General features: G+C 40.7%; 19 protein-coding genes and 1 pseudogene. 12 read left to right on the top strand and 8 right to left on the bottom strand.

Annotated elements, in window-relative coordinates; all coding sequences use genetic code 11:
• Positions 1–15 precede the first annotated feature (15 nt).
• Complete coding sequence (locus BFP71_RS01820) at positions 16–2,010, bottom strand: hypothetical protein (protein WP_069833750.1); 1,995 nt, start codon at positions 2,008–2,010, stop codon at positions 16–18.
• Between the two features lie 197 nt (positions 2,011–2,207).
• Entirely contained in the window at positions 2,208–2,954 is a 747-nt protein-coding gene (fabG, locus tag BFP71_RS01815; protein ID WP_069834526.1) for a 3-oxoacyl-[acyl-carrier-protein] reductase, read from the bottom strand.
• 163 nt (positions 2,955–3,117) lie between these two features.
• Here fabG and lpdA point away from each other — a divergent pair, with 163 nt between their 5' ends.
• The 7 genes from lpdA (at position 3,118) to BFP71_RS01780 (ending at position 9,659) form a co-directional block, all read left to right on the top strand.
• Complete coding sequence (lpdA, locus tag BFP71_RS01810) at positions 3,118–4,512, top strand: dihydrolipoyl dehydrogenase (RefSeq protein ID WP_069833749.1); 1,395 nt, start codon at positions 3,118–3,120, stop codon at positions 4,510–4,512.
• Positions 4,513–5,070: 558 nt separating this feature from the next.
• On the top strand, positions 5,071–5,274 hold the full coding sequence (locus BFP71_RS01805) for a hypothetical protein (RefSeq protein ID WP_069833748.1): 204 nt from the start codon (positions 5,071–5,073) through the stop codon (positions 5,272–5,274).
• A gap of 1 nt (position 5,275) precedes the next feature.
• Positions 5,276–5,695 carry a DUF2721 domain-containing protein gene (locus tag BFP71_RS01800; RefSeq protein ID WP_069833747.1) on the top strand — a complete coding sequence of 140 codons (420 nt, stop codon included), beginning with the start codon at positions 5,276–5,278 and terminating at the stop codon, positions 5,693–5,695.
• Between the two features lie 208 nt (positions 5,696–5,903).
• Entirely contained in the window at positions 5,904–6,362 is a 459-nt protein-coding gene (locus tag BFP71_RS01795) for a MarR family winged helix-turn-helix transcriptional regulator (RefSeq protein ID WP_069833746.1), read from the top strand.
• A 168-nt stretch (positions 6,363–6,530) separates the two neighbouring features.
• Entirely contained in the window at positions 6,531–7,475 is a 945-nt protein-coding gene (locus tag BFP71_RS01790) for a glycerophosphodiester phosphodiesterase family protein (RefSeq protein WP_069833745.1), read from the top strand.
• Entirely contained in the window at positions 7,472–8,488 is a 1,017-nt protein-coding gene (locus BFP71_RS01785) for a threonine aldolase family protein (protein ID WP_069833744.1), read from the top strand. The genes BFP71_RS01790 and BFP71_RS01785 overlap by 4 nt, the downstream gene beginning before the upstream one ends.
• 1 nt (position 8,489) lies before the next feature.
• Complete coding sequence (locus BFP71_RS01780; protein WP_069833743.1) at positions 8,490–9,659, top strand: lactonase family protein; 1,170 nt, start codon at positions 8,490–8,492, stop codon at positions 9,657–9,659.
• A 36-nt stretch (positions 9,660–9,695) separates the two neighbouring features.
• Here BFP71_RS01780 and BFP71_RS01775 read toward each other — a convergent pair whose 3' ends face one another.
• The 5 genes from BFP71_RS01775 to BFP71_RS01755 form a co-directional block, all read right to left on the bottom strand.
• A complete protein-coding gene (locus BFP71_RS01775; RefSeq protein ID WP_069833742.1) occupies positions 9,696–10,796 on the bottom strand; it encodes a Gfo/Idh/MocA family protein in 1,101 nt (366 codons plus the stop codon).
• 19 nt (positions 10,797–10,815) lie between these two features.
• Positions 10,816–11,346: a DinB family protein gene (locus tag BFP71_RS01770; RefSeq protein WP_069833741.1), complete on the bottom strand. Its 531-nt coding sequence runs from the start codon at positions 11,344–11,346 to the stop codon at positions 10,816–10,818.
• Between the two features lie 82 nt (positions 11,347–11,428).
• Positions 11,429–12,148, bottom strand: coding sequence for a LytR/AlgR family response regulator transcription factor (locus BFP71_RS01765; RefSeq protein WP_069833740.1), 720 nt, complete (start codon positions 12,146–12,148; stop codon positions 11,429–11,431).
• Positions 12,145–13,185 carry a sensor histidine kinase gene (locus tag BFP71_RS01760; RefSeq protein WP_088124829.1) on the bottom strand — a complete coding sequence of 347 codons (1,041 nt, stop codon included), beginning with the start codon at positions 13,183–13,185 and terminating at the stop codon, positions 12,145–12,147. The genes BFP71_RS01765 and BFP71_RS01760 overlap by 4 nt, the downstream gene beginning before the upstream one ends.
• Positions 13,186–13,241: 56 nt before the next feature.
• Entirely contained in the window at positions 13,242–14,147 is a 906-nt protein-coding gene (locus tag BFP71_RS01755) for an alpha/beta fold hydrolase (protein WP_069833738.1), read from the bottom strand.
• A 221-nt stretch (positions 14,148–14,368) separates the two neighbouring features.
• On the opposite strand from BFP71_RS01755, the gene BFP71_RS01750 reads away from it, so the two are divergent.
• The 4 genes and pseudogenes from BFP71_RS01750 to BFP71_RS01740 all read left to right on the top strand — a co-directional run bounded on the left by BFP71_RS01750 (position 14,369) and on the right by BFP71_RS01740 (position 18,712).
• On the top strand, positions 14,369–14,686 hold the full coding sequence (locus BFP71_RS01750) for a helix-turn-helix transcriptional regulator (protein ID WP_088124828.1): 318 nt from the start codon (positions 14,369–14,371) through the stop codon (positions 14,684–14,686).
• A pseudogene (locus tag BFP71_RS19495) lies at positions 14,686–14,871 on the top strand (permease prefix domain 2-containing transporter); the annotation flags it as partial. The gene BFP71_RS01750 and the pseudogene BFP71_RS19495, both read left to right, overlap by 1 nt.
• Before the next feature lie 48 nt (positions 14,872–14,919).
• Positions 14,920–17,370: an ABC transporter permease gene (locus BFP71_RS01745; RefSeq protein ID WP_176723298.1), complete on the top strand. Its 2,451-nt coding sequence runs from the start codon at positions 14,920–14,922 to the stop codon at positions 17,368–17,370.
• A gap of 73 nt (positions 17,371–17,443) precedes the next feature.
• On the top strand, positions 17,444–18,712 hold the full coding sequence (locus BFP71_RS01740; protein WP_069833736.1) for a replication-associated recombination protein A: 1,269 nt from the start codon (positions 17,444–17,446) through the stop codon (positions 18,710–18,712).
• 16 nt (positions 18,713–18,728) lie between these two features.
• Here BFP71_RS01740 and BFP71_RS01735 read toward each other — a convergent pair whose 3' ends face one another.
• Positions 18,729–19,484, bottom strand: coding sequence for a hypothetical protein (locus tag BFP71_RS01735; RefSeq protein ID WP_141719652.1), 756 nt, complete (start codon positions 19,482–19,484; stop codon positions 18,729–18,731).
• A gap of 83 nt (positions 19,485–19,567) precedes the next feature.
• Between BFP71_RS01735 and BFP71_RS01730 the strand changes: the two genes are divergently transcribed.
• On the top strand, positions 19,568–21,220 hold the full coding sequence (locus BFP71_RS01730; RefSeq protein ID WP_069833734.1) for a M28 family metallopeptidase: 1,653 nt from the start codon (positions 19,568–19,570) through the stop codon (positions 21,218–21,220).
• Positions 21,221–21,316 lie beyond the last annotated feature (96 nt).

Below are 21,316 nucleotides of genomic sequence, written 5' to 3'. Positions count from 1 at the left end.
ATTTCCCAAATGATATTAATAACTGCCGTTATATTTACGCATAAACCACTCTATTGACACTAGCAGGCCTAGCAAAAGCAAAATCCAAGGGTTGTGAACTATTGGGTTAAGTCGTTCGTTGGATCGGACCACTGGTTTAGCATTCAAATCTAATACTTCTTGTACTACTTCTTCCGAATTGGATAACTCGTAAAACTTTCCACCAGAGTTGTTAGAAATATTTCTGAGTAGTTGAAAGTTTGCCGTTAAGTCAATGTCTTCTAGTGCCAGCTTTTGCACGGCAAACGTCCCAGACGCTTCCTCTCTTTTGCCAGCCAGACTTGTAGAAGCCGTGTAGTTGTAAACACCTGGGGCTAGACCGTTAATTTTAAAGTTTTCGGCAGGAGAGTTTACATAATTGTATTCAACCGTTTGGTTATCGGCATCGGTAAGTCTAAGGTCGATATTGTAATCGTACACCTTTTCGAAAAGCTCATTATAAACTTCACTATTAAACTCCACAGATTCACTTTCGAAATAACTTTCGGCCGTGGTGCCTACTCTAAAGTTTCGCTTGTCATCCTTTGTTGCAAGATATTGAATGAGCTTGCCGAAGATTTCATTGAATAAGTCTGGTTTTTCATGTAGGCCACTTTCTTGTAGTTTCCATTTCCAAATGCCACTGCCCGAAAGAACGGCCGATTTACGTTCGTCGCCATTATAAATACTTAGTAATGGTCTATTGGTTTGAATACTGCCTATTTTCTGATAGAGATAAATATTGACATTGTTTTTCAGGGTAAACTCTCCATAAGGTGCTCTTAGCGGAGGGTAGTCGGCAGCTCGACTCAGTAAAACCTCGTCAATTTCGAATAGCTCAAAATTCGGATTCAAGTTGGCACCAACTAAATCTGACTGACCGAAACTTTGGTAGCTGATTACTGGGTTCTTTGCATTTACCGGAGACAGTGACCCCGTACCTGTTATATACCATGAATTGGTTTCTTCAAGCCACCTGTTTAGCCAATCAGGAAGATCAGTAATGCCAGGAAGTTTGTGCATAATAATCAAATCGAAGGGCCCCTCAGGAACCTCTTCAGTTATACCGGAAAGATAAATCTGAACCTCCGTACCTTCTTTTTCTTCAATCAGGCCTTTAAGCGCCTTTACATCAGGGTGCGGGGCAGCCGCGGCGATAAGTATTTTTTGCTTACTATCAACTGTTTCGATAAAAGCACGCCTTGAGTTGTTCGTTTCAGTGCTTTCATTCTCTTTAGGTACAACGGTTACACTGTAAGTTTCTACTCCTAATACCTCAGTGTCTAGAATAAATTCAAAGCTATTGATTTGCTGATCGCCCTTTAGGTTTAAGGCCTTGCTCGCTACCAAACTACCCCTTTTCCTAACTTCAACCGTAATATTTTCGCCTACATATCCATTATTGAAAACGTCTACGACCAATGGGAATTTATTCCCTTGATAAACTACTTTGTTATAGTTCAACCGCTTAATACTCAAATCTTGCGCTGGTATAGTATCACCAATGCCAACACTATAAACAGGGTAGTTGAGCGTTAGGAACTGAGGGGTACTACCGTAATTATGAATACCGTCGCTAACGAGCATCGTCCCGACTAAATTTTGCTGCTCAAAGTCCTGTCTAATTCCTTTGAGAATTCCGTGTAGGTTGGTTTTTTGTTGATCAAAAGCAATTGATTCTACATTGTCATAATAGCGATCTATGCCCCGAATTTTTACTTCCAGATCGGCCCGGCTCAAAGCGGAATACATAGATGACAAGCGAGATTTAACATCTAAAAAGTAGGCAGAATCATACGCATCCGTCACTGAAGCTGAATCATCAACAGCAAGCACAACAATTGGTTTTTCGTCAAAAAAGTCGATCTGATTTAATAAAGGCCCTAGAAGTAGAAAACAGATCAGGGAAATAAGTATAAATCTGAAGGCCGAGAGCAGTCTATTGATTTGTTTTGACCAAGGTGCCTTTTTACTGTACAGTAGGTAGGTCATGCCTGCCCCGACGACCAAGCATAACGGAATTAGCCAAGTAGATAACTCTGTTTGTAAGGTAAGCTTAGAAAGAATATTGGGAAGGCCGTACAATGCGAAGAAAAGTAATTAAAAACCGGATAATGACATTATAACGCTTTAGAACGTAAAGAGGTCATTAACCGATTCAAAATTTGTAAATGAATTTTATGAGTGGCTTAAGTAAGCATTCCGCCGTCCACGACTAAAGTTTGGCCAGTCATGTATGTCGACATGTCCGAAGCTAAGAAAACGCAGGCATTTGCCACATCTTCTGGCGCTCCACCTCTTTTTAAAGGGATAGCATCTCTCCAGCCTTGTACGGTTTTTTCATCAAGTGCATCGGTCATTTCTGTTTCAATGAATCCAGGAGCCACCGCGTTTGAGCGAATTCCTCTAGAACCTAGTTCCAATGCTACAGATTTAGTAAATCCTATGATACCCGCTTTAGAAGCCGCATAATTGGCTTGACCAGCATTACCTTTTATCCCTACTACAGACGTAATGTTAATGATAGATCCAGCACGCTGTTTCATCATAGTTCTAGTGGCTGCTTTTACAGTATTGAAACAAGACTTAAGGTTGACGTTGATTACGTCGTCCCACATTTCCTCTGTCATTCTCATTAAGAGGTTGTCCTTAGTAATTCCAGCATTGTTTACGATAACGTCTAAAGAGCCAAACTCAGCTACTACGTCGGCCACTAATTGCTCTGCTGCTGCAAATTCAGCTGCATTTGATCGGAAACCCTTGATTTTGGTTCCAAACTGTGCTAACTCAGTTTCTAATGCTTGCCCTCTTTCAACACTTGAAAGGTAGGTAAAAGCAACATTGGCACCCTGCTGAGCATAGGCTGTTGCTATGGCTTTTCCAATGCCTTTTGAGGCACCTGTTACTAAAGCTGTTTTTCCGTCTAAAAGACCCATAGAAATTATTTTGAAGTCAAAAATCTTTGATAATGGAAAGTCTACTCCACTATCAAGTTTCAAATAAAACTAAAAGGATTAACTCCTACAATTCTAGTATTTTTTTGTCTTCGTATTTGGCTTAACTTTGCGGCTCTTCAAAACGAGAAAAAATAATAGAAATATGGCAACAAAATACGATCTAATAGTCATTGGAAGTGGTCCTGGAGGATATGTGGCAGCGATTAGAGCATCTCAGCTTGGATTGAAAGTAGGAGTGGTAGAACGCTCAGAATTAGGAGGAATTTGTTTGAACTGGGGTTGTATTCCGACCAAAGCACTTTTGAAGAGTGCGCAGGTTTTTGAATATGTACAACACGCTCAGGATTATGGCATTAAGATAGATGGTGCAGCTGTTGACTTTGATGGAATGATCAAAAGAAGTCGCGATGTGGCAGGAGGAATGAGCAAAGGCATTCAATTTCTATTCAAGAAAAATAAAATCGATCATATCGAAGGATTCGGTAAGCTGAAGGCTGGTAAAAAAGTTGAAGTTACTGCCGAAGACGGGTCGAAAGTTGATTATACGGCAGAGCATATTATTGTAGCCACTGGTGGTCGATCAAGAGAGTTGCCAAACTTACCGATTGATGGAAAGAAGATTATCGGTTATCGCGAAGCCATGGTTATGGACAAGCAGCCAGAGTCTATGGTGATCGTTGGTTCTGGAGCTATAGGTGTTGAATTCGCTTATTTCTACAATTCAATCGGAACTCAAGTAACGGTTATTGAATACCAAGATCGCATTGTGCCGGTAGAAGATGTTGACGTTTCTAAGCAATTAGAAAGAACTTACAAAAAGGCCAAAATGAAGATCATGACGAACTCTGAAGTGACGTCAGTTGATACTAAAGGAGCTAAGTGTAAGGTTAATGTCAAGACTAAAAAAGGGGAAGAAGTAATTGAAGCAGATGTTGTACTATCAGCTGTTGGTGTTTCTACTAACCTTGAGGGAATCGGCCTTGAAGATGTTGGTGTAGCTACAGATAAAGGAAAAGTACTTGTAGATGACTACTACAAAACGAATATTCCAGGCATCTACGCGATCGGAGATATTGTTCATGGACCAGCTCTAGCTCATGTAGCTTCTGCTGAAGGAATTATTTGTGTAGAAAAGATTCAAGGCATGCACGTTGAGCCGTTGGATTATAACAATATACCGGGATGTACATACTGTAGCCCAGAAATCGCTTCAGTTGGCTATACCGAGCAGGCTGCCAAAGACGCTGGCTATGAAGTGAAAGTAGGTAAATTCCCATTCTCAGCATCTGGTAAAGCGAAAGCTGCTGGTGCAAGTGACGGATTCGTGAAAGTGATCTTTGATGCTAAGTATGGTGAGTGGCTAGGTGCACATATGATTGGTGCTAATGTAACAGAGATGATCGCGGAAGTGGTAGCAGCTAGAAAACTAGAGACTACAGGGCATGAAATCATTAAAACGGTTCACCCACACCCGACCATGTCAGAAGCAGTAATGGAAGCTGCTGCTGCCGCATATGATGAGGTTATTCACCTATAGGAATACAAAAATCTAATTTTGAAACCCGCCTTAATCATTTGATAAGGGCGGGTTTTTTATTTGAAGACTATAATAAGTACTTGAAAGTACCACTATAAATTGATTCGAAAAAAGATGTGGATTTAATGCCTCGCCATCGTTTTGCAACAATGACGAGGCTAAGTTTAACAATGATACCGTGCTTGACGACTGGCACAGCATCCAATGTGTAACCCAGGGCAAACTAGGTTACTGATCAATTGCTACACACTATACGACCTATGTATTGGAAATGGATGCGTAGGATGGTGAGATTGGGTACTTTTTTTAAGGAGATGTAATACGCAAGACACAAATTAGGCGTCATGCTGATAAGACATGACGCCCTCTTTCAACCTAGGGCAAACTAGGTCAGGTTCAATTGCTATTTTTATTACGATTTGAAGTGCCGCTTTAGATTTCGATCGAGGTAATTTATCGATCTATTTATAGCTCTAGATTTACTGTAGTTAATTGAAAATAGAGAAGGACGAATTCTTGTATCTAGTTGGTTAAATATTTTTTGCCAATCTTTGCCATATGAGTCCAGCACAAATCAATTTACTCTTTTGGATGGGGCTATTGCTCACCGTTATAGGAGTAGTAGCCATTTTTATCATTGAAGTAGAAATGAGCGATTTTGACCTCTATATTTCAAAAACCATCTTGTATCTATCTGGACTTGGTACGCTGTTTTGTGGTTGGAAGAAAATTGAGCATAAATTCCCAGGTAAAAAGGATTAGCATGCAGATAGATATAACGACTCCAGCGCTACTTTTTCCTGCAATAACTCTTCTGTTACTAGCTTTTACTAATCGATTTGTGGCACTGGCAACCTTAGCCAGAGGATTAAGGCAGCGATATAAAGAAACACCTGGGATGGAAGCTCCAGTACTCGGTCAAATTAAGAATTTGAAAACCAGGTTATTATTAATCCGCAATATGCAAGCGCTCGGAATTGCCAGTTTTTTTTGCTGTGTGTTAAGTATGGTGTTAATGTATTTATCTAAACAAGTAGTTGCAGATTATATCTTTGGTGCAAGCCTATTTTTATTACTTGGATCACTTGTTTTATCATTTGTTGAAACACAAATTTCCACTAAGGCGCTTAATCTTGAGCTGAGCGATTTAGAAACTATCACTTCAAAGAAGAAGCGCTCTTAATACCGTTCTCGTTAAAAATAAGCCACCAGTGCTACTTAATCGATGTTTTTAGAAGCATCGCGTCAACGCTTTTCTAAATCAGGATATTCCAATTAATCAAGTCATGTGACTTTTGGATCCGAAGTCACATTTAAGTTAATTTTTTTTCAAAAAAAACTTGTCTAGACAAGTTTTTTAGCTTAGTTTTAACAAGATTTTACCACCAAATATGGATTTCGGTAAGGCTCTCTTTCACCTCAATAACAACTTAGGCTACAACCTATATCGGGCATACCTGCTATTTCACAGGGAGCTGATACGGGCGCTCAAAGGGTATCAAGTTACTCCTGAGCAGTGGCAGGTGTTGATTATTTTATGGAATCACGGCAGCGTAACGCCAACTGAGATCAGTGGTGTGACGCTCCAGGATTTGCCCTCCATATCTAGGATGCTAGTAAGGATGGAGAAAAATGGATGGATTCAGCGCGTTGTTAATAAAGAGGATGGACGCTCTTTTCATGTGGTTTTGACTGAAAAGGGTAGGAAGAGCAAGAATGAAATGATTATTAAGTTGGATAATCACTTTGCTGGCTACTTACAAGAAGTGCCGCGCGTTTTACATGATGAAATAAGAAGTGAGCTTCAAAATTTAAGAGCTCACTTAGGAGATTACACACCCAAAAAGTGACAGACGGTCCGGTCATTTAGGATGTTTGACATCACAATCTTCATATGTTTAGGTTATTATTGGAGATTACCGATGCGATGGACATAAGGTCTATCGCATCGGGAATGACTTTACAAAAAACTCTTGCACTTCCCTTCTGAGCCCTATACCTTCAGGCCAAAATCATTCATGTTTTCTACTAATACCAGATTCACGTTTTTCTTACTTATTCTATTTTGCTTTAGCTGTTCACAGCCTGCCAAAGACCAAAAAGAAGAACCAATACAAGTCAACACAAATGCCATTTCAATCCCTGATGGCGAGACCAAATCCTTCTATTCTTGGTCTGACGATAGAATTCCCATGATTAGTGCACACCGCGGAGGTCCTTACCCAGGCTTTCCGGAAAATGCGATCGAGACATTTGATATGGTTCTTAAAGCCACACCCGCGGTGATAGAGTGTGATATAGAAATGACCTTAGATTCTGTATTAGTGATGATGCACGACAATTCACTTGACCGCACAACTAATGGTACGGGTTTAGTGCGCAACGTTACATGGGAGTATATACAATCGCTCCAGTTGGTGGATAATGATGGTGAGCTGACGGACTTTAAAGTGCCTACACTACTTGAAGTGCTAGAATGGACCAAGGAAAAGGCATTGCTAACTCTGGATGTAAAACGAGGTGTTCCCTTTCAAAAAGTGATCGCTCAAGTAAGGCAGGCAAAAGCTGAAGATTATTCAGCCATTATTACATATAGTGCAAATGATGCGCAGTTGGTCTATCAGAATGCGCCAGAGCTTATGATTTCCGTGGGTATCGGTAATATTGAAGCTTATGAGGCACATAAAAAGCTAGGCATTCCAGATGAGAATATGATAGCTTTTACGGGTGTTTCCGAGCCAGACCTTTCAATCTATAAGTTCTTACATGAAAAAGGGATTTATACTATTTTAGGCGTACTTGGTAACTTGGATAAAAAGGCCTTGGCTAAGGGAGATTCAATATATGCGGACTTCATTAATCGAGGAGCCGATATATTGGCGACAGATCGACCAATTGAAGCAGCGAATGCCATTAGTGGGCTCATACCTGAGAATAGTTCGAAGTCAAAATATTTTAAATAGTGATAGATTTAAGAAGTGATACACTGACAAAGCCAACACCAGGAATGTTGGACGCTATGATGTCTGCTGAAGTTGGTGATGACATGTTTGGAGAAGATCCAAGTGTAACGGCATTAGAAAAGCGGGCTGCCGATATGTTTGGGATGGAAGCTGCCCTCTATTGTGCTTCTGGTACAATGACCAATCAAATAGGTATTCGACTTCATACTACTTTGCAAGATGAAGTTATCTGCCACAAATACTCCCATATTTACCTCTACGAAAGCGGCGGCTTAATGTCCAATTCGGGAGTTTCTGTTCGATTGTTAGAAGGAGAGCGGGGTTTGATAAAAGCTGAGGACGTAAAAGCAGCTATTCAACCAGATGATATCCATGCACCAGTTTCACGTGTAGTTTCTCTTGAAAATACGATGAATAAAGGTGGTGGAAGCTGCTATGATTTTGATGAGATCACCGCGATACGAGAAATATGTGATACCAATGGATTGGCGCTTCACTTAGATGGTGCTCGCTTGTTTAACGCCCTCATTGCGACTGGTCAAGACCCGAAGGCTTACGGTGAAGTTTTTGATACTATTTCCATATGCCTATCGAAAGGGCTTGGCGCACCAGTTGGTTCAATATTATTGGGTAATCATGATGATATTAAAAGATCGAAACGAATAAGAAAAGTTATGGGTGGTGCATGGCGGCAAGCTGGATATATTGCGGCTGCTGCCAATTATGCCCTAGACTATCAAGTCGATCGGCTGGTTGAAGATCATGATCGTGCCAAGGCAATAGCTACCGTTCTTGGTGATTTGGCCTATGTTGAAGAAGTATATCCTTGTGAGACAAATATTCTCATTTTTAAACTCTCAGATAAGTACACTAACGATGCCTTTTTGAAGAAACTGGCAGATAAAAACATCCATGCGTTTGGCTTTGGGCCACAACTTATCCGTTTCGTAACGCATCATGATTTCACTGATGATCACATGACAGAACTCATTGCAGTTCTTAAAACCCTTTAAGATGAAACACTCTATATTGATCGTTTTGGCACTTTTATTTATGATGAGTTGCCAGTCTGAAAAGAAAGAAGCTGCTATGGAAAAGCCTGAAGATGTAGAGATTCTTTTTGTTGGTACCTACACCAAAAAAGAGGGGCACGTAGACGGTCAAGGTGAAGGGATTTATATGTACGAAATGAATAAGAAAACTGGTGCCTTACGCTATTTAGGCGTGTCTGATCAGATTACCAGCCCATCTTATTTGGCAGTCCATGAAAATGGGAAATGGGTTTATGCGGTAAATGAATATGATGGCGGCGAAGAAAGTTTTGCTTCTGTAACTGCCCTAGAATACGACCGCGAAGAGAATAGCCTCCGGTATCTAAATGAAGTTAGTAGTATGGGTCAGTACCCTTGTTACATCACGATCGATAATACAGGAACTTTTGTAATGGCGGCCAATTACGTCGGTGGGAGTGTAGTCCTCTATCCAATTCAAGAAGACGGACTGTTATTACCATATAGTAGTTATAAAAAACATGAGGGGAGTTCTTCTCACCCGAGACAAGAAGCAGCACATGCTCATCAGATCTTTCAGCACCCCACAAAAAACTGGGTGGCGGCGGTAGACCTCGGGGCCGACAGAATCTATGAGTATAAATTAGATACGCTTTCTATGACTTTGGACTATGTGGGAGATTACCCGAATTCTCCACGTATGTCTGGCCCCAGGCATATGGCATTACACCCAACACTGGAAATTGGCTATATGTTGAATGAGCTGATCGGTACCGTAGAAGTGCTTTCGACGCATAAAGACAACCGATTTAGAAGGAGTTTGCAAATGATTTCTACACAGGAAGACGATGATAATCGAGAGCCTGCAAGTGCCGCGATTAAGGTGCATCCCAATGGTAAATTCCTTTATGCTTCCAACCGAGGCGAAATAAATGAAATTGTGACCTTTTCTATTGCAGAGAATGGAACTTTAGCCTTTGTAAGTCGCCATTCTACGCTTGGTGAGGTGCCAAGAGATTTTGAAATTGACCCTTCAGGCCGTTTTTTATTGGTAGCGAATCAGAATACCGATACTATCGTGACTTTCGCGATAAATCAGGAAACGGGAGAACTTACCGATACGGGTTACATTGCGGAAGTGCCTACACCTGTGTGTTTAAAGTTCTTGGATTAGGGGAATTCGTTTTTGGTAAGGTGGCGAAGGATTTACTCAGTTTTTTAGTTTCACTAATTTTCCGCTCGCTACACTCTTTTTAGCAGCTTCGAGTATTTCCATAACGATCATATTATTTTCTAGGGCAGATAAATCCGTCGGTAAGGGCTTAATAGTGCCCCTAACGACACCAGCTAAGAGGCTGAACGGATCGTCTAAAGGACTTGATTTTTTCAATTCGGTCAAAGTCACTTCCTTATGATCATCACCTAGTTTGTAGCGCAAGGTGGAACCATTGTCAGCGATTATTTGTCCGTTTTCCCCATATACCTCCATGTCTTTTCGGCTCACTGGCCAATTCCAAGAAGCTTGTATGATAACCTGGGTTTTGGGGTATTTTAATACAATCGTTGCATCATCATCTACCTTAGGGTATAAATCAGGTTTGTTAGTTTGCGCTAGGGCAAATACAGATTCTGGCCTTTCACCTTTCATTAGCCAAGTGGCCAAATTAGCGCCATAACAGCCAAAGTCCGTCAAGGCACCCGCACCATTCAAAACAGGATCGGTCAGCCACTCCAAAAATTCCTCATTTACACCAATTTCTTTGGGTCCGCGATGGCCATCGTGCACAACGATTTTTCTAATTTCACCAATGGTCTTGTCATGATGCACCATTTCATAAGCCTTGAAATTACTCCCATACCAAGTGGTTTCGTAGTTCGTGAGCAAATGGATATTATGCTTTTCAGCCAAACGTTTCATTTTCTCGGCATGCTTAAAGCTTACAGCCAGAGGTTTTTCTACCATGACATGAATACCTTTTGGTGCGAAAAACTCTACCACAGCCAAGTGATCGTAAATAGTGCCAAATGCAGTAACCGCTTCTGGTGATTTATTGGCCATTAAGGCCTCCATAGACTCATAAACCATGTCCATAGAATAGCCATGCTGTTTAGCATATCGGCTGGCTAAGTCTTTGTTTGGTTCTACAATTCCTATTATTTCTATGTCACCTAGGTCTTCGCGGCCTAATATCCAGTGTACATGCGTATGGGTTAATCCGATTACCGCAACCTTTACGGGATCAGCTTTTGATTGTCCCTTGATATTTCCGATCGAAAGCGTCACGATTAATAATAGGATTAGTTTTTTCATTAGAGGAGGCTTTTGGTGGTTAAACACCACGCAAGTAAAGCTTAATAATGCTCTGGTGGTGATCGGCATGATAAATTGTGAAATACATCATTTCCCTAACCGTCACTTTGCCTAAAAGTGGATGCGGAAATACATATTTATCCATATCCTTACCAGACCAGTTGTCAAGCTTCTTGACGATTTTCTCGATAATCTCATTTTGCGTTTTCACCAACTTGGGGACATCGGAAAAACTGACTTTTCCTGGCGCGAATGCTGATGGGGCAGGCTTGTCGTTGCTGGCCAATTGCTCCTGATATCGCTCTACTAGCTCATGATAAGTTCTGCTAGGCCGATTGGCTTTTCCAAATTGCATCCCGATCATCATTTTAGGTACACTTAGCCCATTTAAAATAGGTTTAGTACTTTTTATTAGATGTTCTGCTTGCTGGCCAGCGTTCCATTTCCCGGGAGGAGCGTAGTCAAATTCATCTTCTGATAAGTCGCTTAAGAACTCTCCAAACTGCTTATAAGTCTCTTCAAGTTTTGCTCTAATTTCTACCCGGTTCATAGAGGGAAATTAGAGTTTATGCTGGTACATCCAAAGAAATAATTTTCAAAATTAAAGCGACTCCTTAGTCGAGACCGATGAATCAAAAACTCATTATTTCTCGGAATTTAATGCTCTGCCTTCTGGAAACTTCAATTTCCTCGCCTCCCTTAAGATAGACTTTTAGCGTGCCGCTAAACCAAGGTTCAATTCTTTCTACGAATTTGAGATTAATGATCTGTTGCCGATTGGCTCTAAAAAACGCCTCGGGATCAAGTCTTGACTCCATATAATTTAGGGATCTTGGAATCATAGGTTTCTGTTCCTTAAAGTAAATTCTGGTATAACTCCCCAAAATTTCAAAAACGCTTATATCCGCTAAAGTCACAAACCAACACTGCTCTCCATCTTTAACAAAAACCTGATTGTGTAAACCCAGTTGTTGGTTTTTTTTGCTCTCGTCCAACCGAGATTTTAATTTTTGTGCAGCGCGTTCTAAGGCCAGCGATAGGCGGTCTTCTTTAATCGGTTTTTGGAGGTAATCCAAGGCATTATGGTCGAAGGCTCGCATGGCATATTCGTCATACGCCGTAATAAATATTATTTCTGGTACCTCTTCTAACAACTCCAATAGCTCAAAACCGTCTTTATCCGGCATTTGAATATCCAAAAAAATGAGTTCAGGTTTCTTTTCAGCGATTAGAGCTTCTGCCTCCTCGGCATTTTCCGCTTCACCGATAATCTGCACATCATTGAATGACTTGAGTAGATGCTTTAACTCTTGACGCGCTAGTTTTGAGTCGTCGACTATAACGGCTTTCATGTAACAGGAATTTTAAGTGAAGCAGTAACCGTGTCTGCTGAAGAATTTTCTAGTTTGAATTCTGCAAATTCGCCAAAAAGTATTTTCATCCTTTCCACTAAGTTTTTCAGTCCTATACCCTCCCTTTTCTTTTTAGTCCCGAGTTGCCCTGTATTAGTCACTTTAATAATCAGCCATTCGTCTTTGTGAGTTGATTCAACACGAATGAAACCACCGTTCTTTTGAATAGAAAGTCCGTGTTTTATGGCGTTTTCGACCAATAATTGAATGGCCATTGGTGGAATTTTTAATGATTTCGTTTCTTCGTCAATATTGAAAATGTACGCAAGCCGATCGTTGAACTGGATAGACTCTAACTGGAGGTAGTCCCTTACGATCTCCATTTCTTCTTCTAGCGTGACCTTTTCAGAGGCATTAAACTGGATAGAATAGCGCAATAAATCAGAAATATGCGTCACCATATGCCTCGCTCGGTCCTGATCGGTTAGAATTAGCGATCGTATATTATTGAGGGCATTAAATAAGAAGTGCGGATTGATTTGATTCTTCAATATCATGAGTTCGGCTTCTTGGAGTGCCGATTTCAGTTCAAGTTTTTCAATTTCACCCTGCTGACCCTTTTGAATAGATTTAATAAGAATATAAATGGCCGACCAAAGCACAAGTACCCCAAAAACCCCAAAAACATACCCAACAAAACTAATGAAGCTAAACTCCGATAAATCATCGGATGGAATCAGGCCATAAATGACAAAATGAATGGCAATTTGGGCTATTACCGCCAGGATCAGGGCACCAAGAATCACTCGAAAGGAGAGTGGAACGATTTTAAGGGAGAGCCAATTTTTTCGCTTGATATAAAGCCTGAATAAATGGGAAGCTGTAATGAGTGCGGCAAAAATGATAAGCTGAAGAAAAATGGCAGACGTCGTTAAGGATTCAAGTCCACCGAATACGACAATCATTGATAGGGAGAACGCAGAATAGAGTGTCCAACCTGTAATTTGACAGAGCCAATATATTAATCGCTTATTCATGGGTAAAGTATAGTGGATAATTTAGCATTAATCATCCACCATTCAGGTATTTTCTGTTAAAGGAATTTTTTCAACCAACCGTAAAAGAACTCTGGATCATCCCACATGATAAAGTGGTTGCCAATATCAGTCATGTCTACAGTTACATTAGGGTGTTTTTCATACTGGCCTTTGTATAAAGCAAGAGTACTTTCTCTGGTGTTGCCGTAGGGTTGATATGCTACCCAAGCCCCGAGCACAAGCGTAGGCACCTTAATTTTTGCTAAATCCTCTCTGATATCGGTCGTGTACATTTCATACATCGACTGCGCTACTGTCGGGCTGTCGCTATCGGCTCCCCAACCTGCCGCAATGTCAATCTTCTTTGCATCTAATATCATGCTTTGGAGCATCTGCTTTTGGTAAGCTACTTTGCTCGCTCTTGGTTGAGTACCACTGGCAATAACCATCGCCTTCATTTGTTGGGCCATTTGCTTAGCTTGTTCTGCGTTTTGAGCTTGTGGCATTTGTATGCTCGTGAGATAAGGCAGCGAATCAACAATTACCAATTTAGACGGTAGATTTGGTCGTTTGATTGCAATGTTTAGTGCCATAAATCCACCTAAGCTGTGGCCAATGATAATTGGCTTTTCAATGTTGTTCTTGTCTATATAGTCCAAGACCATAGCTTCAACCTGCTTGAAGAACCCTGCTTCAACATCGGCCAAAGGAGCATTTCCAGCAAAACCAGGTAGTGTCATAACGTGGTACTCGTAGTTAGAGCCCATCGCCGCGATTGTTTCATCCCAAACAGAACCATCGCAAGTCAGGCCTGGAATCATAATGACGGCCTGACCTTGGCCAATCACTTTAGTTTTAATGGTTCCATTGACTAAGTCGGCTTTTGCTTGAGAAGCCATAAGCAGAAGAGATGAGAAAACCAGTAATATGGTGCGTGTTATGTTGTTGCTTTTGTTTTTCATGAGTTTAAAATTTTGTTTGATCAAACTTACGCCGCCATGTATCGATTAAGGATGGTTTTTAAGGGAGCGGAAGAATTTCCTCGGGAGTGGATTGGTTAAAAATGAATCGTTTGGTTAAAAACATAGCCCGATATTCTATTTCCTAAACAAATATTTAGTTAATTATTTTATATCCTTAACAAATGTTTTGTATACTTGCGTTAAGGTAATTAAAATCTATCATGATGAATCAGACATTGGGAGCACTTGAGGAGTTGATTCTCTTGCTTGTATTAAGAGAAAGAGCCTCTTATGGGGCGGAGTTGGTCAAGCTTTACGAGGGTCATACAAACAAAACGATAACGCTACCGGCGGTCGTTATGGTTTTAAAGCGCCTGGAGAAAAAGAAGATGCTGAAGTCCTACACGGGGGAACCTTCCGCACAAAGAGGCGGTAGGCGTAAGGTAATGTATGAAGCCACAGAACTTGGTTACTACAGTGCTGAAGAAGCTGTGAAAACCAAAACTCAAATATGGGATATGGTACCTAAAATGTCCTAATGCAATCAAATGAACCTATAGCACCTTCGAAATTCGCGGAATGGCTGGTAAAGCTATTTTGTCGGAAGAGCTACGCTGAAGAAGTGCTTGGTGATATTCATGAGGTTTATTGCTGGAGAGTAGAGGAAAGGGGAAAATCGATAGCCACCTTCTTTTATTTTTTAGATGCTTTTTCGGCCCTTCGATTAATACGAATACAAAATAAAACAACGGTCAAACTTAATTTTTTAGCTATGATTTCTTTAAAGGTCACTCTTCGCTCATTTAAGCGAAACAAATTTCAAACTGCCACCAACCTTTTTGGTTTAGCGTGTGGTTTTATGGTTTTTCTGGCCATTTTTCAATACGTCTCTTTTGAAAAAAACTACGACAATTTTAATCAGCACGCAGCTGATTTATACCGCGTCAACAGTACTCTTTTAAAAGATAATACTACGGTTTTTGAAACAGCAGAAAGTGTTCCGCCTGTGGGCAGAAGTGCCTATGAGCTTTTTCCGCAAGTAGTAGATTATTTTAAGCTTTATAATACTAGTGGTGATAATAACTGTGTCATCAGTTTGGATGAAAGCGGTCGGAATTCTTTCAATGAAAACGGAATTATGCATGCCACACAGCATGCACCAAGCCTATTGGATCTCAACCTTATTGAAGGCAACCCAGCCTATGTTTTGGATCAACCAAACGAAGTTATTATTTCTCAATCCTTGCAGCGTAAGTATTTCCAAGGAGCCTCTGCCATGGGTAAAACCATTATTTACGATGACGATGATGGCGATGGAAATCACGAAGTACTAACTGTCACAGGTGTTTTTGAAGATTACCCAGGAGACTCTCACCTTGCTTTTGATATGCTAATCTCCTTTCAGACGCTCTACACGCGCGATGTGAGAAGAGATATGACGGCCAAATTTCGATATGAAGAAGATTGGGGAGGGAGTAATGATTTTTTAACCTATCTGAAATTAACACCTGCGGCCGATCAAGCTTCAATCGTGTCTATGTTGGAAACTAATATTAATGAACTAGTCACATATCCAGGTTATTCATTCAAAATCGGTTTAAAACCTATCCAACAGATTCATACTTCGGCTACGATCAGAGAAGAATTAAAAGCCGGTGCTGATTTAGAAAAACTTAACATCCTTTTGATTTTGGGTGTTTTCGTACTGGTGCTTGCTTGGGTTAATTTCATCAACCTAACGACCGCCACGGCTTTGGGTCGAGCTAAAGAAACGGGTATGAGAAAAGTGCTCGGTGGTACTAGAAAACAATTGGTTTGGCAATTTCTATTTGAATCGGTTTTTATTGGATTTCTGTCTTTCATGCTGGGTTTGGTTTTCTTTAACCTTGCCTTCCCATACTTTAATGACTTCTTGCCTGTTTCTGAAAAGTGGCACCTCTTTAATAACCCAGAGGCTATAATCATTGTAGGCGGTATTGTACTCCTTTCTGGCCTTTTGGCGGGTGTATATCCTGCGTTGGTTTTATCAGGATTCAAACCTGTAACCGTTTTAAAAGGTGTATTCAAAACATCCACTAATGGGTTGGTCGTCAGAAAAGGTCTCGTCATACTTCAAGCTAGTATATCGGTTTTCCTTATTACAGGTTTACTCGCTATCGTAAAACAGGTCGATTATATGATTAATAATGATTTGGGGATGGACCCGGAGCAAGTTTTAGTGATTGCGGAGCCCGGTAATTTAAATATGATGCCTGATGACGATAGAGATTATAAGACTTTATTCAAGTCTTTATTGACTGAGAAATCTGCTGTTAGAAACTATGCTGTTACGGATGCGCTTCCTGGAAGTAACTTGAGAAAGGGTAAAGACATTAACCTGACAGAGGTTGAAGAAAATGAAATTGAGGCGCGGGCAATTTATGTGGAGTTTGATTATTTCGATTTGCTTGACATACCATTTGTGGCGGGCCGAGATTTTAGAAATGCATTAAGTGATGAAAAGTCAGCGATTTTGAACGAATCTGCGGTTGCAGCTTTGGGTTTGGCAAATGCTGAGGATGCGATTGATAAACGCATTTATGATGGGAATGAATGGGTCAATGTAGTTGGTGTTATTTCCGATTATCACCATACCAATCTCAAAAATGCTGTCGTACCCATGATTGTCAGTACTAGAAGTAGAGGTTTGGATTATCATATGATAAAGCTAGCGGGTGGAGATTTAAGGCAGAATTTGGCTGAGATAGAGACTATTTTTAATCAAGTATTCCCAGGAAATCCATTCGACTATTTCTTTTTAGATGCTCATTTCATTCAAAATTATGAGCAGGAAGGGCGATTTGGAAGGTCATTCGGTTTCTTTGCGATTATCGCTATACTGATCGCGAGTATAGGGCTCTACAGTCTTTCTTCTTTTATCACGGTTTCTCGTAGTAAAGAGATCGGTATACGTAAAGTCTTAGGGGCGAAGGCATCGAGTATCGTGAATCATTTAAACCGAGATTTCCTCATCCTTGTCTTGTTAGCTTCAGTTGTTGCCACACCATTATCACTTTGGGCAGTTGAGAATTGGTTAGCGTCTTTCCCTTACAGAATATCGGTCGGGCTAGTTTTAATTCTGGGACCTAGTTTATCCATTCTACTGATCAGTTTGGCCAGTGTAAGCATAAAAACTATCGCGGCTTCAAAAGTTAACCCTATCAGGCTACTTCAAAGAGAATAAATTTTTATGTGCTGAGCGATGAATTCTTGTTCATCGCTCAGTATTTCTACGCCAACATTCCTAATTTCATGGAATGGATTTCTCCTCAAAACCTCTGGCAGAACGTACCCGACCTCAATTGCTCGACGACTTAATTGGTCAGGAACATTTGGTAGGTAAAAATGGCGTTCTTCGGCGCGCCATCGAGTCTGGGAGTATTCCATCTATGATACTCTGGGGACCTCCGGGTGTAGGAAAAACCACCATCGCAAATATTATTGCGAATGCTGTCAAAGCACCCTTTTTTACCCTAAGCGCGATTAGTTCGGGGGTAAAAGAAATCAGAGATGTGATCCAACGTGCCAAATTTCAATCGAACACTATCCTTTTTATTGATGAGATTCATCGGTTCAACAAAGGCCAGCAAGATGCACTGTTGGGTGCTGTTGAAAAGGGTGATATTACTTTAATTGGAGCTACAACCGAGAACCCATCTTTTGAAGTGAATTCGGCTCTTTTATCCAGATCACAGGTTTACACGCTTAAGAATCTATCGAAAGAAGACTTGACACGATTGGTAGAAGTGGCTTTAGAAAAGGATGATATTCTTAACAAGAAAAAGGTCACCTTAAAAGAGACTCAAGCACTCTTCAATATCTCTGGAGGTGATGCCCGTAAGCTCCTTAATTTACTGGATTTGGTTGTTGAAAATATCGGTGGGGATAAAGTCACGGTTACCGATGAGCAAGTCATCAATATTGCACAGCAGAGAGTTGCCACTTATGACAAATCAGGTGATCAGCACTACGATATTATTTCGGCATTCATAAAGTCTATCAGGGGTAGCGATCCCAACGCGGCCGTTTATTATTTGGCTAGAATGATTGAGGGTGGGGAAGACGTTAAGTTTATTGCTCGCCGATTGGTCATTTTAGCATCGGAAGATATTGGCAATGCAAATCCAACTGCTTTGGTTATCGCGACTAATGCTTTTCAAGCAGTAAATATGATTGGTTATCCAGAAGGAAGAATCATTCTTTCGCAAGCTGTAACCTACTTGGCATCTTCTCCTAAGAGTAACGCGGCTTATATGGCCATTAATCATGCACAGAACTTAGTACAGAAAACTGGTGATTTGCCTGTGCCCTTACCCATAAGAAATGCGCCAACTAAACTGATGAAAGAGGAGGGTTATGGAAAAGGCTATAAGTACTCTCACGACTTTCCGGGAAACTTTGTCAATCAAGAATTCTTGCCAGATGAGATTAAAGGAACGACGCTTTACGACCCCGGTAAGAACGCCCGTGAAGAGGAAATGAGGAAGCGTTTAAAAGCTATGTGGAAAGAGAAGTATGGGTATTAGAATTTGGATAATCTCCTCATTTATCCCTTAACAGCTTAATCTTTAGCGTCTGTAGTTCAGTCTTATGTTCAAGCTTAAGCGATTTTGTTGAAAGATCAAGGTCGAACCCAGTCTTAGTGTTGTCTTTATCACTAATTAACCATATCCAGTTGGAATGCGCTTCTATATGCCAAATTCCTGTCTCAATCCGCTTTCCAGTTTCATCGTACTTTTTAAAACGCCTATCCCAGCCAAAATAGATCGCCGAAAAATTCACAAAGTTATCCTCAGGCGCATGATCGTCTTTATTTGAATTAATAGTCTGCTCTTCCACCTCCCAGTTACCGATAATTATATCCCACGGAGCCAATGGTTTTTTATCAACTTTTTTGAGAGTCACTTTTACCGGGGTTTCCATTTCTAGCCGCTTCCAAACCATGCCATCCTTAGTTATGGTCACATCAAAAGCACCAAATTCGTCGACTGTACCTTGGCTTGCCTGTAAAAGCTTTTTAGTGTCACGATCATAATTGAAACTTCCGTCGAAATTCTGTACCCAACCATTTCCACTTGTCATTGAGCCATCGGAGAGGAGATGAAACCATTTGGCAGTAGGTGTAAGTTTTTCGTCTCCGACTATAACTTCCAAAACTTCCCATAAACCAACAACTGGCGCAGCAGAAGCATCATAGTCGCCTGTCTTCAAATTCGCGATATCGGAATAACTTTGCCCAAAAATGGTCGCTGAGACAAAGGTGAGCATTAAACTAAGTGCAGAAATACGTCGCTTCATAACATAAAACTATAGTCTTAGGTGAAGATTACGAAACTAAACCTCAAAAAATATATATCTTCGTTTGCTTTTAAATGTGTGTCATGAAGAAATTTTTAGGTTGCCTTGCTGTTTTACTTGTCATCGCCAGCTGTCAGTCAAGCCCTGATACGCCTACGGTGGACGTAAATATTGATACGTTGACCATCGCAAGGCATATGGAAATCCTTGCTTCTGATGATTTTATGGGTAGGAAGCCCTTTACAGAAGGTGAAGAGAAAACCATTTATTATCTGGAGTCGGAATTAAGGGCAATGGGACTAAAACCGGGAAATGGTGATAGTTATTTTCAAGACGTGCCGTTAGTAGAAATCAAAGGAAAACAGTCGCCCAACGTAGTGTTTGATGTAAATGATTCTGAAGATAGATTTCGGTTTAAAACTGGAAGTGAGGCAGTTATTTACACTCAGCAAGTCGAGGAAATGGCGCAAGTTTTTCAGTCAAACGTCGTTTTTGCTGGATATGGAATTGTAGCCCCTGAATATGGCTGGAATGACTATGAAGGTATGGATGTTACGGGCAAAACTGTGATCGTTTTGGTGAATGATCCTGGTTTTGGGTCTGGTGATAGCACACTTTTTAAAGGAGATGAAATGACTTATTATGGTCGGTGGACTTATAAATATGAAGAGGCCGCAAGACAAGGAGCAGCTGCAGTGCTGATCGTTCATGAAACTGTTCCAGCAGGCTATCCTTGGTTAGTAGTCGAAAGCTCTTGGACGGGTGCCAAACTAAACCTCGACGATCCAAATCCTCCATATACCTGTGCCTTGCAGGGTTGGATTACCAGAAGCTCTGCTGTAAAATTATTCCAAAGCGCTGGCATTAAGAACTACTCTGAAATGGCCAGAAATAAAGATTTTAAGCCTGTAGATATGAATATGAAATTCAGTGGAGGGGTGGTGAATGAAATAAAGAAAGACATGTCTAGAAATGTCGTGGCAATGATTGAAGGGAGCAAAAGACCAGATGAGTATATTATTTATTCTGGCCACTGGGATCATTTAGGTGTTGGTGCCCCAGTTGATGGAGATTCTATATACAATGGTGCGCACGATAATGCTACTGGTGTAACTGGTATTTTAGCTATCGCTGAGGCCTTTGCCAATCTGGAAACCAAACCTGAAAGATCTGTAGTATTTCTTTTTGTAACTGCAGAAGAGCAAGGACTACTAGGGTCGGCATATTATGGCCAAAACCCAATTTTCCCTCCGAACCAATCCGTGGCGAATATCAATATCGATGGTTTGCCTGCTTATGGTGAAATGAAGGACTTAACAATTACAGGCTATGGTCAGTCGGAATTGGACAATTATGCCACGGCAGAAGCAAAAAAACAAGGGAGATATGTGATTCCAGATCCAGACCCAGGAAAAGGTTATTTCTTCCGATCAGATCACTTCAACTTTGCGAAAATCGGTATACCTGCTCTTTACGCTTCAGGTTCTTATGAGTCTATGGATAAAGGGGTAGATTTTATTGAAGAAAAGACCCAAGAATACCTTTCTGTTCGATACCATATGCCTTTGGACAATTACATACCAGAAGAATGGGATTTGAAAGGAATTGCTTTAGACGCGCAATTGCTATTCAACGTAGGTTATAAACTGGCTAATGAAACTTATTTCCCACAATGGAATGAGGGGTCGGAGTTTAAGGCGAAACGAGATACAGATATGAGCATGCGAAAGAAATAAAACTCTTTTGAGGTAAACCAATTCGCTCGTAAAGCGTTGATTAAAAGGAGTCTGACGGGTAAGAAAGTAGCCTGAAGGAGAACTGAATTTAGTTTT

The sequence above is a fragment of the Roseivirga misakiensis genome, assembly GCF_001747105.1.
In the GTDB taxonomy this organism is placed as follows: domain Bacteria; phylum Bacteroidota; class Bacteroidia; order Cytophagales; family Cyclobacteriaceae; genus Roseivirga; species Roseivirga misakiensis.
The sequence above is the reverse complement of the archived record's forward strand: the minus strand, read 5'-3'. Positions and strand labels throughout refer to the sequence as shown.

Bases quoted from the DNA above. Each gene is read 5' to 3' on its own strand.
- BFP71_RS01805 (WP_069833748.1), top strand. From the start codon at position 5,071: ATGAGTCCAGCACAAATCAATTTACTCTTTTGGATGGGGCTATTGCTC.
- BFP71_RS01735 (WP_141719652.1), bottom strand. From the start codon at position 19,484: ATGAAGCGACGTATTTCTGCACTTAGTTTAATGCTCACCTTTGTCTCA.
- BFP71_RS01790 (WP_069833745.1), top strand. From the start codon at position 6,531: ATGTTTTCTACTAATACCAGATTCACGTTTTTCTTACTTATTCTATTT.
- fabG (WP_069834526.1), bottom strand. From the start codon at position 2,954: ATGGGTCTTTTAGACGGAAAAACAGCTTTAGTAACAGGTGCCTCAAAA.
- BFP71_RS01770 (WP_069833741.1), bottom strand. From the start codon at position 11,346: ATGAACCGGGTAGAAATTAGAGCAAAACTTGAAGAGACTTATAAGCAG.
- BFP71_RS01765 (WP_069833740.1), bottom strand. From the start codon at position 12,148: ATGAAAGCCGTTATAGTCGACGACTCAAAACTAGCGCGTCAAGAGTTA.
- BFP71_RS01750 (WP_088124828.1), top strand. From the start codon at position 14,369: ATGATGAATCAGACATTGGGAGCACTTGAGGAGTTGATTCTCTTGCTT.
- BFP71_RS01780 (WP_069833743.1), top strand. From the start codon at position 8,490: ATGAAACACTCTATATTGATCGTTTTGGCACTTTTATTTATGATGAGT.
- BFP71_RS01730 (WP_069833734.1), top strand. From the start codon at position 19,568: ATGAAGAAATTTTTAGGTTGCCTTGCTGTTTTACTTGTCATCGCCAGC.
- BFP71_RS01795 (WP_069833746.1), top strand. From the start codon at position 5,904: ATGGATTTCGGTAAGGCTCTCTTTCACCTCAATAACAACTTAGGCTAC.
- BFP71_RS01745 (WP_176723298.1), top strand. From the start codon at position 14,920: ATGATTTCTTTAAAGGTCACTCTTCGCTCATTTAAGCGAAACAAATTT.
- BFP71_RS01775 (WP_069833742.1), bottom strand. From the start codon at position 10,796: ATGAAAAAACTAATCCTATTATTAATCGTGACGCTTTCGATCGGAAAT.
- BFP71_RS01740 (WP_069833736.1), top strand. From the start codon at position 17,444: ATGGATTTCTCCTCAAAACCTCTGGCAGAACGTACCCGACCTCAATTG.
- lpdA (WP_069833749.1), top strand. From the start codon at position 3,118: ATGGCAACAAAATACGATCTAATAGTCATTGGAAGTGGTCCTGGAGGA.
- BFP71_RS01800 (WP_069833747.1), top strand. From the start codon at position 5,276: ATGCAGATAGATATAACGACTCCAGCGCTACTTTTTCCTGCAATAACT.
- BFP71_RS01760 (WP_088124829.1), bottom strand. From the start codon at position 13,185: ATGAATAAGCGATTAATATATTGGCTCTGTCAAATTACAGGTTGGACA.
- BFP71_RS01755 (WP_069833738.1), bottom strand. From the start codon at position 14,147: ATGAAAAACAAAAGCAACAACATAACACGCACCATATTACTGGTTTTC.
- BFP71_RS01820 (WP_069833750.1), bottom strand. From the start codon at position 2,010: ATGACCTACCTACTGTACAGTAAAAAGGCACCTTGGTCAAAACAAATC.